Below are 14,696 nucleotides of genomic sequence, written 5' to 3'. Positions count from 1 at the left end.
TGTAAGTCTGTCTACCGGTGTAAGATTCGGCGAGTGGTCGGGGAACCCACTACCCTTTTGCCGCTGGTCGCTTTCGAACTGTCCATGAACCGAACTCAGGAGGGACCACAATGGCCGTCCTGCTGACCGGCGAGGGACCGGCCGTCGAGGCCGCAGCAGCGATGCTGGAGGACGCGGACGTGGCGGTCGTCCGCGGGTCGATCGACGACCTGCCGGGCGCGGACCTGGGGATCGTGGTCGGGCTGGCTGGCAGCGAGGGCTTCGAGACGGTAAAAGAGTACGCCGTCGATTCCGAGACGCCCTGGATCGGAGTGGAGGTCGGTGGAATCGGCGGCGTCCCGGTCGAAGGGCTGTCCGCGGCGATCACGACCTTCCAGCCCGGCTATGTCTGCTTCGAGTGTCTGAAGACCCGGGTCGCGGCGAACGACGTCCCGGAGGCCGAAGAGGCCACGGCCGACCGCTCGGCGGTCCGGCTGGCCGGCTCGTTTGCCGGTATGCAGGCCCTCCAGGCCCTCTCCGGCTCGCAGGTCGCTGGTGTCGTTCTGGAAGTTCCCTACGCCGAGCGCTCGTTGCTTCCCGTTCCGGGCTGTGAACACGCACCCGAGCGGGAGCGCGAACTCGAACTCGACGTCGTGGACCGAAGCCTCGATGAATCGATCGAACACGCCGAATCCGCCGTGGACGATCGGCTCGGACTGGTCCCCTGGGTGGGCGAACACGATTCGTTCCCGCTCCCGTACTACCTCGCGTCGGTGACCGACACCACGGGCTTCAGCGACGGAGCGGCCCCGGATCGGGCTGCGGGGGTCGCCCCCACGTGGGACGGCGCGTTCATGAAGGCTCTTGGAGAGTCCCTGGAACGGTACAGCGCGGCGATCTACCGGGAGCGAGAGTTCACGCAGGAGCCGGTGGCGTCGATCGACGGACCGGCCCCCGAGTCGTTCGTCAGCGTCGAGCACTCACCTGGTGCGGACGAGGAGATTCCCGTCGTGCCGGGCCGTGACTTGCTCGCGGACCGTCCGGTTTCGCTGCCCGCCGATCTGGTCCACTTCCCGCCGCCGGAGAACCGGCTCGGCCAGGCCATCACGACCGGATTGGGACTGGGGAACGGCGGCGTCGAGGCGGTTCGGTCCGGGCTCTACGAGGTGATCGAACGGGACGCCACCATGCTCGCGTGGTACTCCAGTTTCGAGCCGCTGGGCCTGCAGGTGATCGACCCGGACTTCGAAACGATGGTCCGGCGGGCCCGCGGGGAGGGCCTCACCGTGACGCCGCTTCTGGTCACCCAGGACGTGGACGTGCCGGTCGTCGCGGTCGCCGTCCATCGCGAGGAGTTCCCACGGTTCGCGCTGGGTTCGGCGGCGGACCTGGATGCCGAGGCTGCCGCCGTCGACGCGCTTTCCGAGGCGCTCCAGAACTGGATGGAACTCCGGGGCCTCGGCCCTGACGGGGCCGACGACGCCACCGGCGAGATCGGGGCCTACGCGAGGACACCGGGCGAGGCAGCGTCGCTTCTGGAGCCTGCCGAGACGGTGCCGGCCGAGACTGTCGGGCCGGACGAGGAGCTCTCGGGCCACAACGAGCTCGATGCCCTGCTCGAACGGGTCGAGAGTGCCGGGCTGTCCGTCTATGCCGCTCCGATCACACCCCGCGACGTCGACCGACTCGGGTTCACGGCGGTTCGGGTCCTCTCACCGGCGGCTCAACCGCTCTTCGTGGAGGAGCCAGTGTTCGGCGATCGCGCCCAGACCGTGCCAGCGGATCTCGGCTTCGAACCGCGGCTGGACCGGGCGTTCCACCCCTATCCCTAGACGCCGAAGGTCGCCCGGAGCATGTCCCGAACGCCGGGACCCAGGCCGACGGCGACCACGGCGATCAAGAGCAGCGTGCTGAAACGTGGCCCCTCGGTGATCATCTGTTCGTCGAAGAGCCAGGTCACGATCGTCGCGGCGACGATCTTGACGAGGAGAAAGCCCCAGGCCACCCCGATGACCGCGGTGATTCCCTCGGGAACCACGGCCACGGTGAGGTCGATGATCGCGCGGTTCGCGGGGTGTTTTGGCACCATGTCCGCGGCGAGGCCGAGTTCCGCACCCCAGTCGATGCCGAGAACGTTCGCGACGCCGTCGACAGCGTGCGCCCAGAGGATGACCGCACCCACGACCGGGGTGCCATCGGCCACCGCAGGAGCGTACTTCCTGAGTGCCCACCACCCGAGGACGGCGATCAGCGTCGCCCCGCCCATCGTGAGAATCGTGAAGGCCGGGTGGAACTCGACCTGCGGCTGTGTCGCGGAGAGATAGAGGAGATACCCGAGTGCGAGCACCAGCATGCCGCTCCCGAAGCCGAAAAGGGGCCACTCGAAGGAGTCGGCGTGGCCCTGATTCCGGAGCCGGAGACTCACGAGCAGGGCGGCCATGGCGAGGACGAAGACGGTCACGTAGATGAATGGGCTGATGAAAAGCGCGATCCAGGGGAACTCGATGAGCCCGGCCCCGACCGCGAGGGTGTCGTGTGCGTCCTCGACGACCCGAAGCGCGCCCCCGAATAGCATGAACGGGAGCAGCGGATAGATGAGCTGTGGCCGCTCCTCGAAGTCCAGCCGGTCGAGCAGGAAGACGATCCCGGCAAGCGCAACGAGGAGCGTAATCGCGTACCCGATCTCGGAGACGATTGTATACCCCGGGTACGCTATCGGCCCGGCGACCCCGGAAGCGCCGGCCACCGAATCGAAGAAGATCGGATCGCCGCCGTTGTAGGCGGCCGCCTGGGCGCCGTGGGCGTCGGCGGCAACCGGGCCCCAGAAGTACTGCCACACGAAGCCGCCGTAGACCCGTTCCGGGAAGAGCACGGAGCCACCGACCAGAACTGCCAGTATCGTCCCGACGGCCCCGGTCCAGAGCCGTTCAATCCGCGTGCTCGGGAATGCCATCTGTGCTGGGATGGGCAAAGCGACCGTATCAGCGTTTTGGTATCACAACGATTCGGCAGCCACGGTGAGCACCCGCACGGCCCGGTCAAAGACCCCGAGATCGAGGTGTTCGTCGGGCGTATGGTCCAGATCGGAGTCCCCCGGCCCGTAGGTCGCCATCGGCACGTCCCACGCTCCGGCGTAGACGTTCATGTCACTGGTTCCGGTCTTTCGCAGATGGGTGGGCTCACCTGAACACTCCCGAATGCCTCGGCGAAGCGCCCCCGCGACGGGATTACGTGGACTCTCCATCACCGGCGGGATTTCATCGTGCCACGCGACCGCTCCCGGACCGACCGCCTCGACGGTCGACTTCACGCCCTCGATAGTTTCGCCCGGTGGGATGCGGAACTGGGCCTCGACTTTGGCTTCGAATGCGAAGCCGTCTGCGCTCGTCCCGCCCTCGAAGGCGACGGGCTTGGGAGTCACGCGGTCGAAGACCGAGTCGCCGTCGTCGAACGCCGCCTCGACCTGGCTCCACCACGCCACCGCCTGCTGGATGGCGTTCGGCTCCGGTCGGGAAGTGTGCCCGACCTCGGTTTCGACCGTGTAGGTGCCCGAGAGCAGTCCCCGGTAGCCCAGGGTGATCGCGTCCCATCCCGAGGGCTCGCCGTTGACGACAGCCGCTGGGGGATCCCGATCCTCGACGAGGTGTCTGGCGCCGGCGGAGTCGGTCTCCTCGCGTACCACCCCGACGAAGCTCACACCGGCGTTCGCGGCTGCGACTGCCATCGCCGCGAGTGGTCCTTTCGCGTCGACGCTGCCCCGGCCCCAGAGGACATCCTCCTCGACCCGGACCGGGATCTCGCCCGGCACGGTGTCCATATGGGAGGTCAAAAGCACCGTGTCGTCGGCTGGGGCCCGGAGGTTACCCACGTCGTCGATCCACGCCTCGCGGCCCTGAGCCTCGAAGAAGGATCGCAGGCGCTTTGCGACCGCGTCCTCGCTCCCCGAGACGGAGGGCGTCTCGACCAGGTTCCGGAGCAGCGCCCGGGCCTCCTTTGTGGTGACGTCGCTCATTGGGTGTCGATCACGTCGCCCATCGCTTCGACGGTCCGATCGATCTCCGCCGCAGAGACGACAAGCGGCGGCAGGAAGCGAACGACGGTCCGACCGGCGGGGAGCGCGAGGATCTGGTGCTCAAGCGCCAGATCCCGGACCACGCGGTTCGCGCCACGCTTCACCTCGACGCCGACCATGAGCCCCTCGCCGCGAACCTCCCGGACGGCGTCGCCGAGTTCCTCGCGGAGGGCCGTCTGGAACCGGTCGCCGAGTTCCCCAGCGTGGGCTGGCAGTTCCTCGTCCCGAACCGTCTCCAGTGTGGCCGTCCCGGCTGCCGCGATCGTCGGACCGCCGCTGAACGTCGAGCCGTGGTTGCCGGCGTCCTCGGCGATCCACTCCCTGACAGCAGTTACGCCCATCGGGAGGCCGTTCGCGATCCCCTTCGCCGCGGTGAGAATGTCGGGGGTGACCCCTGCTTTCTCGGCCGCCCACATCTGGCCGGTCCGGCCGACGCCGGTCTGGATCTCGTCGAAGATCAGGGCGGCACCGGCCTCGTCGGTCGCTTCGCGGGCGGCTTCGAGGAATCCAGGATCCGCGGGGTTGATGCCGCCCTCCCCCTGAATCGGCTCGATTATGACCGCGGCTGTGTCCTCGTCGACGGCCGCGCGGAGTTCGGACTCGTCCTCGTAGGTCACGAAGTCAAACCCGCCCGCCAGGGGTTCGAATCCGTCGCGGTACTTCGGCTTCCAGGTCGCCGCGAGCGAGCCGAGAGTGCGGCCGTGGAAGGCGTTTTTCATCGCGAGGATCTTCGACCGGCCGGTGGCGTGGCGGGCGAACTTGATCGCGGCCTCGTTGGCCTCGGTTCCGGAGTTGCTCAGCCAGGCGTGATCGAGTGGGTCCGGAGTGACCTCGGTCACTAGCTCGTAGAGGTCGTCCCGAACGTCGACCGGATATGAGCCCTGGACGTAGGTCAGGGTCGCCGCCTGGTCGCTGATAGCCTCGACGACTGCCGGGTGGGCATGTCCCAGCGGCGTACAGGCGTAGCTCGCGCCCATGTCGAGGTATTCGGTGCCCGAGTCGGCAGTGAGGGTGGTGCCATCGCCGGACTCGATCCGGATCGGTTTCGGCGAGAAGACGAACTCGCTCATGGTTCCTCCAGGGCACTGGCCCGAATAGTCGTTCCGTCACCGTCGAGCGCACGGTGGATCGGTTCCTCGGCGTTCGCGTCGGCGATAATCACTGCCGTGGCCCCGGACTGCAACGCCTCCTCGGCAGCCATCACTTTCCGGCCCATGAATCCCTCGGCTGCGGCCTCCAGCTCGTCGAACTCTGCTGGGGACTCGACGGTCTCGATCCGGGTCGTCGAATCGTCCGGGTCCCGATACACACCCGAGACGTCGGTCAATTCGACCAGCGTGGCCCCAAGTGCCCCCGCGACCGCGGCCGCGGCCCGGTCGGCGTCACTGTTGACTGCTGTCCCTTCATCTGCGTACATCGGAACGGTGACCACGGGCGTGTAGCCCGCCTCGATGAGGAGTTCGAGCAGGTCGTCGTTGACCGATTCGATGGTCCCGGAGTGATCCCCCCGGCGGATCTTGCGCTTGCCGTCCTCGAGGACCCGCACGGCGGATTTTCGAGTCCCGGAGAGGACCTGTCCGTCGGGCCCGGAAAGGCCAATGGCGTTCACACCCATGGCCTGTAACTGGGTGACCAGATCCACGTTGAGTTTTCCGAAGACCATCTTGAACACGTCCATGGTCTCGGCGTCGGTGAACCGGCCGACGACCCCGCTTGGGGTTTCGACGTAATCCGGCTCGATATCCAGGCGTTCGAGGGTCTCGTCCACGGCGGTCGAGCCACCGTGTACCACGACGACCGGTTCGCCCGCCTCGATGAGACTCCCGATATCCGACAGGGCCCCTTCGGGATCGACGGCCCGTGCCCCGCCGATCTTGACGACGACGGTCATGGCGACCCAACGGGGTGCAGCCCCGTGAATCCCAGGCCGGCAGTCTCCTCGAAGCCGAGCGCTACGTTCGCGGCGTGAACCGCCTGGCCCGCCGCTCCCTTCATCACGTTGTCGATGGCGCTGAAGGTGACGATGCGACCGTTGCGTTCGTCGATCTCGAACCCGAATTCGGCCATGTTCGTCCCCGCGACCGCCTTGGGCTCGGGGTAGCGGTAGACACCCCCGCCACCGGTGACGACTCGGACGAACGGCTCGTCGTCGTAGGTGTCCCGGACCGCCTGCCAGATGTCGGCCTTTTCGGGCAGTTCCTCGGGGTAGAGGTGGCTCGTCGCCGCCGCGCCACGAACCATGTCGACGGCGTGAATCGTGAACGAGACACCCCGGCCGAGGTGCTCCTCGATCTCGGCCTCGTGGCGGTGACCAGTGGGTGCATAGGGACGGACGACTCCCGAGCGCTCCGGGTGGGAGGAGGCCGGCCCGCCGCCGGCCCCGCCCTCCGAGGAGCCGACCTTCAGGTCGGCGACGACCCGGTCCTCGGGTGCGAGCAGATCGTGCTCCACGAAGGGCAGGAGCCCGAGTATCGTGGCCGTGGCGTTACAGCCGCCACTGGCGATCAGGGAGGCCCCTTCGAGCCGCTCGCGCCCCAGTTCGGGAAGCGCGTAGACCGACTCTGAGAGCATCTCCGGGGCGACGTGCCCGTCGTACCAGGTGTCGTAGTCGGCCGGATCCGAGAGACGGAAGTCGGCGCTCAGATCGACGACGGTGTCCGCGACGGTCTGGAACTCCTCGATGCGTTCCATCGAGACGCCATGCGGGGTCGCCGTGAACAGCACGTCGACTGGCTCCAGGGTCCCCGGTTCGGAGAACCGCAGATCGAGGTGCCGGAGATTCGGATGGACCGAGCCGACGGTCCGGTTGGTGAACTGCCGGCTGGTCGCCGCGACGAGGGCGAAATTGGGGTGCCCATCGAGCAGCCGGAGCAGTTCCCCGCCGGCGAAACCGCTCCCACCCACGACGGCGGCCGTGTAGGTGTTCATACTGTCCCTCCGATCGCTGTTGGCGCACTATGTGGAATGTCGGTCCTCATATGTGCTAACACAGAGTGGGCGCCGTCTTAGTGGTGTCGTGACTCGCAAATATATGTTGGAACCAATTCACATGCCGATCGCTGTCGCTGATCGAAGCAGAACTGGAGCCGCTCGGGTTTTCGGATAGCCACAGCCGCTCGCGGTCTTTTTCCCCAAGTTTTTGCGAGCGGCTGGGACAGCCGCTCGGAAAAAGTGGGTGGCTCACGGGTCGTTCCTCCCCGTTCGCCGTCGAGGTCTCACTGCGTTCGACCTCGCTTGCGAGGGAAGACCGCTCCGGGTCTTCTGCACTATGCAGTGCGGGTGAAGACGAGCCGTTGCTCGCCGTTTCACGGCTCGCTGGCTCGTCTTCCCGGCTCTCACTCGCTTCGCTCGCGAGAACGAGGGAAGGGATTTGAACCCTTGGACCGCTACAGGAGCGAATCTTGAGCCCGCCGCTCGGGTTTTCGGATAGCCACAGCCGCTTGCGGCCTTTTTCCCCAAGTTTTTGCGAGCGGCTGGGACAGCCGCTCGGAAAAAGTGGGTGGCTCACGGGTCGTTCCTCCCCGTTCGCCGTCGAGGTCTCACTGCGTTCGACCTCGCTTGCGAGGGAAGACCGCTCCGGGTCTTCTGCACTTTGCAGTGCGAGGGAAGGGATTTGAACCCTTGGACCTCTACAGGAGCGGATCTTGAGTCCGCCGCCGTTTCCGAGCTTGGCTACCCTCGCACGCGACCGGTGGTTGGATATCGACCTGCATTAGGGTTGCGAAGGCACGCGGGCCAGGCACTCGGAACGAGGGGGAGAAACCGGCGATATCCTCGGCGTTCCGAGGGCACACCTCTATATGGTCCCTCTATAGTGCCATGGACGATCACACCCGTGACCGGTCAGTTCGACCGCCTCCAGCCGGCTCGAATCCACCGGGATGGTTACCCGAGAAGGGGCGGTGGGAGCACGACACGCTGCGACAGGCCACAATACACGGGGTTCGGCTCGTCAACGCCGGGGCCTACCACGAGGCCCACGATTGCTTCGAAGACGAGTGGTTCAACTACGGAAACGGCACGCTGGAGAAGTCCTTCCTGCAGGGGATGACACAGGTCGCCGCCGGGGCCTACAAGTACGACGGGCTCGACAACGAGGCCGGCCTTCGCAAGCTTCTCGGCTCGGCAATGGGCTACCTCCAGGGCGTTCCGGAGAACTTCTACGGAGTCGATGTCGCACAACTCCGCCAGGACGTTCAGGCCATCAGACGGTCACCGGAACGGGTCACGGAGCTTCGAATCGCGCTGGACGGAACTCATCCGACCGCCGGCAAAGAGGACCTGGGCTACGCCGCGTCACTCCCCTGACCGGGGGACACGGAAGGCACGCCCTTTTTGCGCCTGGGTCACCGAAGAGGGGATAATGCGAATCGCCCAGCTGGGGACGGGCGAGCCCGAACTCGTGATCGTCGGCGGCATCCACGGGGACGAACCCTGTGGGGTGCGGGCGGTCGAATGGCTGTTGGAGGCCGAGCCGGAGGTTGCCCGTCCCGTCCGACTGATCGTCGCGAACGAACGGGCCATCGATGCCGGGGTCCGGTATGTCGACGCCGATCTGAATCGCTCGTTCGATTACGTCTCCACGAAGACTGCCTACGAGGCTGGCCTGGCCGACCGCCTCCGGCGGGAGATCCAGGGCAAGACCGTCCTCTCGATTCACTCCACGCAGTCGACCCACGATCCCTTCGCCATCGTTTCGGGGCTCTCGAATGGCGTCGAACCGATCGTCTCCCGTCTCTCGGTCGAGGCCGTCGTCGACGCCGGTCCCCTCGAGGACGGACGGATCTTCGATACGAGTTCGACCGTGATCGAAGTCGAAGCGGGCTACCAGGGCAGCGAGACGGCGACAGCAAACGCCAAACAGCTTGCCGAGGAGTTTCTCGTCGCGACGGGCGCATTGCCGGGTGACCTGTCCGCAACCGAACGCCCGCTGTTCGAGATGGGCAAGGCCATCCAGAAGCCCCCCGCGGAGGACTACGAGGTGTTCGTGAACAACTTCAATCGAGTCGATCAGGGAGAGACGTTCGCCCGAGCCGACCAACAACGGCTCCAGGCTGACGAGGAGTTCTGGCCGGTGCTACTCTCCGCGTACGGGTATCGCGACATCTTCGGGTATCGCGGCCGAAAACAGGGCTCGCTGTCCCCGGCCTAGCGATTGGCCGGCGCGAGTTTGACGCGGGTGAGCGAGCGGTTCAGGTGACACACGTCGTGAGGCGGGTCCCCGAGGATCTCGACGATCCGGTACTCCGTGTCCATGTCTGCACCGAGTGGCTCACAGAGCGGGTGACTCGGGCATTCGGTGTGTGGGCAGGTCCCAGCGAGCGAGACTCGGCTTCCCGCGTAGGCCGCCTTCGAAGGAACGTTCGCCTCGACGGCGGTCGTCTCGACGTCGACCGCGACGACCCCCTCCTCGTGGACCGCACAGTCGAGTATCTCCCCGCCCTCGCGAACGTCCGTGACGGCGTATCGGGTTCCGGAATCGAGGGTGAGACACTGTTTGCGGTAGGGACATCCCTCACAGCCGGCTGCCTCGCCGCGATAGACGAACTCCGCACCCGTCTCGGCGATGTGGGTTCCGAGGAGGGTCAGGGACATACGCCGGGTTTCGCGACCCGAATGGTTAAACATCCCGCTGGGACCGAAATCGGCCGTCCGTGGGAAGAATCCACAATGCTATACGGGACGAAGAACTACTGGTGCCCGTGCTGGATATCGCCCTCATCGACGCGTCGATCGGGGAGACCCCGGCCCAGCGGAACTTCGAGCGGGTAACCGAAGCCGCACTCACGGGGTTCAAGGTCAGCGAGGGGGCCGAACCACCGACGGTGACAGGCCCGGAGGCGGCATTCGATGCGGTGATCGTCACTGGCTCCCAGTGTTCGGTCTACGAGGACCGGCCGTGGATTCATCGCCTGACGGAGTGGGCACGGGAAGCCCACGCCGCGGGCGTTCCCCTGTTCGGCATCTGCTGGGGCCACCAGTTCCTCGCTCAGGCGCTTGGTGGCCGGATCGTCGCCATGGACGACTACGAACTGGGCTATCGGGCCATCACCCGGACTACGGAGAGCCGATTGCTTGACGGGATTCCTGAAACCTTCGTCGCCTTCGAAACCCACTCGGATCGCGTCTACGAACTTCCCGAGGGCGCGACGCGCCTGGCCGAAAACGACGTGGGGATCCAGGCCTACCGCCTTGGACGGACCTACGGCGTGCAGTTCCATCCGGAGTACGACATGGAGACGGCGAGAAAGGTAACCAGAGGGAAAGACCTCCCGGCAGAACGGATCGAATCCGTCCTGGCCGAGATCACGCCGGAAACGTTCGAAAAAGCCCGTCCTGCAGCGCGGGTCTTCGAGAACTTCGAGGCGATCGTCACCGACGCTGCCTGATCAGGTATCCCGGGTGACGATTACTTCCTGGTCGCCATCCGCCCCCTCGCTCATCGGGATCTCGATCTGAACGAACTCCTCGGTGTCCGTATCACAGACCACGACGATGTCCTCGGAGGTGCAGAACATGTTGTAGTCCTCGATCGTGTACTTGGTCTGGGTTTCGAGGTCCGCGATGATTTCCTCGAACTCCGAGACGGTAAGTGTTCGCTCGCCTTCGGCGACGTCGATCAGGGTCTGGAGTGCACCGTTGTTTGTGTCGGCCATTGTGTCTCACTTCGCCGTTGGGCCGTCACGTAACTAAAGGTTGTTATCGGTATTGTGATTACTGCTCCAAATCGTGGGCCGCCCGGCAACTGACAGAATCGGCCGTCGCTGGAACAGTTTGCCATCGAGAACCGGGCATGTGTTGGGAATTTCATACAATACGACCACAAAATGCCAACGGAAGAAAACGTTCATAATACAGTTAGAGACACGTTTGAGCGATTTGATCGGATATCAGGGCACATGTAGGGATATCAGACATGTAGGCCTTCGCAACAGCTGAGAACTACGGGCTGTTGTTAATGAAATCCACCGTGTTGTGGTAACTGTGGCCGAGTAACAATGACAACCCGTCGTAACTTCCTCCGGCTCGTCGGCTCAACGGCGGCCGGGGGAGTCATCTCACAGTACGGGACGGAGATCGCCCGCGCCTTCGAGCAGGTCGCGGAAGGAGATATGGAAGTCGTCTGGTTCCAGGGCCAGTCGTGTACCGGCTGTACGATCTCGACGCTGCAGGCCCAGTATCCGACCCTCGAAGAGGCGCTGAACGAGTTCAGACTCGAAGTAACCTTCCACCCGACGATCATGCCCGAGGCGGGGGAGGCTGCCATCGAGTCGATGAGCATGTCACCGGACATCCTCATCGTCGAGGGGTCGATCCCGACAGACATCCCCGAGGCGGCGACGATCGGTGGGCGGACCGCCGAAGACTGGGTGACCGACCTCGCCCCGCAGTCGGACATCATCGTGAGCGTTGGCAACTGTGCGGCCTTCGGGGGGTGGCCGGCTGCCGAGAACAAGAAACGACTCTACGACCTCGGGGAGAACGTCACGGGCGCGAAGGGGCTCCAGTTCGAGAAACGAAAGAAGGGGGGTGTCCTCGGCGCGGACTTTACCGGCGGGGCCGGCCTCCCCGTCGTCAACCTGGGTGGCTGTCCGCCGAATCCCGATTACGTGTTGTTGACCCTCGCGACGGTCCTGAATGGACACGTCCCCGAACTCGACGAGTACAACCGGCCGCTTCCGTTCTACGAACCGCTGGTGCACGACAACTGCATGCACCGGGGGTACTTCGACCGTGGGGAGTTCGCGGACAAGCCGGGCGGTGAGGGCTGCCTGTTGAAACAGGGCTGTAAAGGCCCGTACACCCACTGCGACGACCAGACGAGACTCTGGAACGACGGCACGAGTGTCTGTCTGAACGTCAGCGCACCCTGTATCGGCTGCATGGAGCCCGGGTTCTGGGACCGGTTCTCCCCGTTCCAGCAGGAGATGGAAGGGAGCCCAGTCCTGGGCAACGTGAGCGCCACACAGGCCGGGGCGGTCGGTGTCGCGGCGGCCGCCGCCGGAATCGGTGCCCACCTCGGCCGTCGGGCGATGGGCTACGGGAAGTTCGAATCGGCCGAGAAAGCCGACGCGGAGACCAAAGCGGCCGAGGAGGACACGGAGTAATACCATGCCAGAGATCGATATCGACCCGACGACACGCATCGAAGGCCATCACGGCATCACCCTGCAGGTCGACGCGGACGGGACCGTCACCGAGGCCAAAAGCAAGATGGAGATGTTCCGTGGGGCGGAGATCGTCACGCTGGGTCGGCCGCCGTCGGATGCCCCCCAGATCACCGGGATGGTCTGTGGGGTCTGTTTCCTCTGTCACCGCTTTTGCTCCTCGAAGGCGGCCGAGGACGCCGCGTTGAACGCTGAAGATGTGGATTTTGGCGGCCCACCGGCAAACGCCGTTCGCCTCCGGGACACCGTCGAGGGCATCTTCTACCTCTGGAATCACGCCGTCCACCTTTTCGCCCTGGTCGGGCCCGATTACAGCGACGCCGTCGCGGGGACCGGCTTCGACCGGCTCGACCCCCTCGAAGGCGACGGCTACATGGCCGCGATGGCGAACCAGCGGAAGGTCATGAAGGCCCTGGCGGAGTTCGGCGGCCGGGCCCCCCACCCGGTTGCCTACGTTCCCGGCGGGTTAGCGACCCGGCCCGACGTCTCGACGATCCAGGCCGTGAAATCCCGGGTCCAGGAAGTCTCGAACTGGCTCGGGGCGACGGAAAACGTCCCCCAGGTCATCGAGAACGTACAGAACGGGGAGTTCGATCCCGCGCTCGGTGAGGGGCTCCACGACATCGTTTCGATCATCCTCGCGGCCGCCGAGGCCGGCGCGGCGGACATCGGTCAGGGACCGGACCGGTTCTACAGCAACGGCATGTTCGAGGACCCCGAGTCGGGCGAGCTGTTCCTCAAGCGAGGTGTGTACCGCAACGGGTCCGCCGAGGAGTTGACAAAACAGGAGATCATCGACGGCATCACCGAAGACACCGAGTACTCCTGGTACACCGATGACTCCGGCGGCGCACCAACCGACGCCAAGCCGCCCGAACCGGCGCCCGAGAAGGACCAGGCCTACTCCTGGGGGAAAGCACCTCGATTCGAGGGGCAGTCCATGGAGGTCGGCCCGCTCGCCCGCATGACGATCACTGGGCTGGATCCCTTCGACTTGCGAGCGACCCTCGGCGGGGGCGCAGCCGAGAGCAACACGCTCAACCGCCTGATCGCCAGGGCCCAGGAGACCCTCGTCGTCAGAGACCAGATCATGGACTGGCTCGACGCCATCGATCCCAGCGAGCCGTTCATGGCAGACGACTGGTCGGATGACTTCACCGGGAAAGGCGTCGGACTGATGGAGGCCTCCCGCGGGGCGCTCTCCCACTACATGGACATCGAAAACGGCGAAATCGAGCGCTACCAGATCATTACCCCGACGATCTGGAACCTCGGACCGCGAGACGGCTCGGGCCAGCCGAGTCCGCTGGAAGAGGGGGTTGTCGGCGACGTGGTCTCGAACGTCGAGAGCCCACTGACCGTCCTGCGGACGATCCGCTCGATGGACCCCTGTCTGGCCTGTTCGGTCCACGTCCAGAGCCCGGAGAACGCCTCCAAAACCGAAGTCGAACCCGTCACGCCGTCGATCGGAGGTGGGAGCTGTGACATCTGAGAAGCGGACGGACGGCGGGACCACGAGGGACCGGGCCCACCGGTCACCAGCCAGTGAACGGTGGCTCGGCCGGCTGTGGCTCACGGTCGCCGACCGCTACGAGCGATACCGATACCTGGACGAGGCCGACAAGGAGTCCCTCAACTGGCATAGCTGGGGGACGATCCTGACTCACTGGTCACTGCTCGTGCTGATGATCCTCGTGACGCTCACGGGGCTCTCGAAATGGCTCGGCGTCTATGGCCCACTCGACATCGGGATCTGGGGCGGGTACAACCCGGCCTTCCTGGTTCATGTCTGGTCCGGAGTCCTGCTCGCAGTCGTGGCGTTCCTCCTGTACCCCTTCTACTCGATTTACGTCGACGGGAAGTCGGTCCTGCTCACCCGCGAGCAACTCCAGGAGCAGATCGTGATCGCACTCGCCTTTCTCGGCCTCGCGAGTTACATCCCGGGCTACAAGAAGGCCCGGCGGTCCTATGACGCCGAGAACGAGGAGTGGATCGGTCACCACCCGACCCAGACGGCCTTCTGGTATGCGACATGGCTGTTCGTCGGCATCCTCACACTCACCGGCTTTGCACTCTGGGCGGCCCTCGCCAGCGATCCGGCCTGGTGGATCGCGACGCTGGGCTTCATGGACAGCTGGTTCGCCTTCGAGACGATCCTCCGGATTCACCTGGTCTCGACGGCGATCATCCTCGCGTCGGTGGCCATGCACGCGTACTTCCCGCTGCTGCCGAGCAACCACGATCTCCTGTTCTCGATGATTCACGGACGGCTCGACGGCTGGCGCGTAACAGCCGAGAACCGACCAGAGCGACAGGGGGCTGCCCGTTCGAAGGACACACTCCTCGGACCGCTGTCCGGTCTCGCGCGATTGTTCGGAACGGAACCGGACATTCAGGACTCGCTTGCCGGGCCCGAAACGGAAACCCCGACCGAGGAGCAGCCTGAGGCGACCGACACCCCGGAGGAGCGATCCTGA

At 65.4% G+C, this 14,696-nt stretch carries 14 protein-coding genes and 1 tRNA gene; 7 read left to right on the top strand and 8 right to left on the bottom strand.

Annotation, left to right across the window (positions count from 1 at the left end; genetic code table 11):
- The first annotated feature begins 110 nt into the window (after positions 1-110).
- Positions 111-1,811: a YcaO-like family protein gene (locus HSR6_RS03440; RefSeq protein WP_071932814.1), complete on the top strand. Its 1,701-nt coding sequence runs from the start codon at positions 111-113 to the stop codon at positions 1,809-1,811.
- On the opposite strand, the gene HSR6_RS03435 is transcribed toward HSR6_RS03440, so the two are convergent.
- The 6 genes from HSR6_RS03435 to HSR6_RS03410 all read right to left on the bottom strand — a co-directional run bounded on the left by HSR6_RS03435 (position 1,808) and on the right by HSR6_RS03410 (position 7,733).
- Positions 1,808-2,932 carry a DUF63 family protein gene (locus HSR6_RS03435; protein WP_071932813.1) on the bottom strand — a complete coding sequence of 375 codons (1,125 nt, stop codon included), beginning with the start codon at positions 2,930-2,932 and terminating at the stop codon, positions 1,808-1,810. The two genes, HSR6_RS03440 and HSR6_RS03435, sit on opposite strands and share 4 nt — an antisense overlap.
- A gap of 42 nt (positions 2,933-2,974) precedes the next feature.
- Positions 2,975-3,991, bottom strand: a complete 1,017-nt coding sequence (locus tag HSR6_RS03430; RefSeq protein WP_071932812.1) for a [LysW]-lysine hydrolase — start codon at positions 3,989-3,991, stop codon at positions 2,975-2,977.
- Positions 3,988-5,121 carry an aspartate aminotransferase family protein gene (locus HSR6_RS03425; RefSeq protein ID WP_071932811.1) on the bottom strand — a complete coding sequence of 378 codons (1,134 nt, stop codon included), beginning with the start codon at positions 5,119-5,121 and terminating at the stop codon, positions 3,988-3,990. The genes HSR6_RS03430 and HSR6_RS03425 overlap by 4 nt, the downstream gene beginning before the upstream one ends.
- A complete protein-coding gene (locus HSR6_RS03420; RefSeq protein WP_071932810.1) occupies positions 5,118-5,942 on the bottom strand; it encodes an acetylglutamate/acetylaminoadipate kinase in 825 nt (274 codons plus the stop codon). Before HSR6_RS03420 ends, HSR6_RS03425 begins: the two co-directional genes overlap by 4 nt.
- Positions 5,939-6,979, bottom strand: coding sequence for an N-acetyl-gamma-glutamyl-phosphate reductase (gene argC, locus HSR6_RS03415; protein WP_071932809.1), 1,041 nt, complete (start codon positions 6,977-6,979; stop codon positions 5,939-5,941). Before argC ends, HSR6_RS03420 begins: the two co-directional genes overlap by 4 nt.
- Positions 6,980-7,649: 670 nt before the next feature.
- A tRNA-Leu gene (locus HSR6_RS03410) sits at positions 7,650-7,733 on the bottom strand.
- Between the two features lie 137 nt (positions 7,734-7,870).
- Here HSR6_RS03410 and HSR6_RS03405 point away from each other — a divergent pair.
- Positions 7,871-8,359 (top strand): DUF309 domain-containing protein, encoded by a 489-nt coding sequence (locus tag HSR6_RS03405; protein WP_070364595.1) that lies wholly within the window; start codon positions 7,871-7,873, stop codon positions 8,357-8,359.
- 55 nt (positions 8,360-8,414) lie between these two features.
- Complete coding sequence (locus tag HSR6_RS03400; RefSeq protein WP_070364594.1) at positions 8,415-9,203, top strand: M14 family metallopeptidase; 789 nt, start codon at positions 8,415-8,417, stop codon at positions 9,201-9,203.
- Here HSR6_RS03400 and HSR6_RS03395 read toward each other — a convergent pair.
- A complete protein-coding gene (locus HSR6_RS03395; RefSeq protein WP_070364593.1) occupies positions 9,200-9,646 on the bottom strand; it encodes a UPF0179 family protein in 447 nt (148 codons plus the stop codon). The two genes, HSR6_RS03400 and HSR6_RS03395, sit on opposite strands and share 4 nt — an antisense overlap.
- Before the next feature lie 101 nt (positions 9,647-9,747).
- Here HSR6_RS03395 and HSR6_RS03390 point away from each other — a divergent pair, with 101 nt between their 5' ends.
- Positions 9,748-10,440, top strand: coding sequence for a type 1 glutamine amidotransferase (locus HSR6_RS03390; protein WP_095532144.1), 693 nt, complete (start codon positions 9,748-9,750; stop codon positions 10,438-10,440).
- Here the strand turns inward: HSR6_RS03390 and HSR6_RS03385 are convergent, their stop codons facing one another.
- On the bottom strand, positions 10,441-10,707 hold the full coding sequence (locus tag HSR6_RS03385) for a hypothetical protein (RefSeq protein WP_070364592.1): 267 nt from the start codon (positions 10,705-10,707) through the stop codon (positions 10,441-10,443).
- A gap of 342 nt (positions 10,708-11,049) precedes the next feature.
- On the opposite strand from HSR6_RS03385, the gene HSR6_RS03380 reads away from it, so the two are divergent.
- The 3 genes from HSR6_RS03380 to HSR6_RS03370 are packed head-to-tail and all read left to right on the top strand — an operon-like array spanning position 11,050 to position 14,696.
- Positions 11,050-12,159 (top strand): hydrogenase small subunit, encoded by a 1,110-nt coding sequence (locus tag HSR6_RS03380; RefSeq protein WP_070364591.1) that lies wholly within the window; start codon positions 11,050-11,052, stop codon positions 12,157-12,159.
- Positions 12,160-12,163: 4 nt separating this feature from the next.
- The gene (locus HSR6_RS03375; protein ID WP_071932808.1) at positions 12,164-13,711 is read left to right on the top strand and encodes a nickel-dependent hydrogenase large subunit; all 1,548 of its coding nucleotides are present in this window, start codon (positions 12,164-12,166) and stop codon (positions 13,709-13,711) included.
- On the top strand, positions 13,701-14,696 hold the full coding sequence (locus HSR6_RS03370) for a cytochrome b/b6 domain-containing protein (RefSeq protein ID WP_070364589.1): 996 nt from the start codon (positions 13,701-13,703) through the stop codon (positions 14,694-14,696). The genes HSR6_RS03375 and HSR6_RS03370 overlap by 11 nt, the downstream gene beginning before the upstream one ends.

Source organism: Halodesulfurarchaeum formicicum (assembly GCF_001886955.1).
Taxonomy (GTDB): domain Archaea; phylum Halobacteriota; class Halobacteria; order Halobacteriales; family Halobacteriaceae; genus Halodesulfurarchaeum; species Halodesulfurarchaeum formicicum.
Note: the sequence above shows the minus strand (reverse complement) of the source record. Positions and strands in the feature narration are given on the sequence as shown.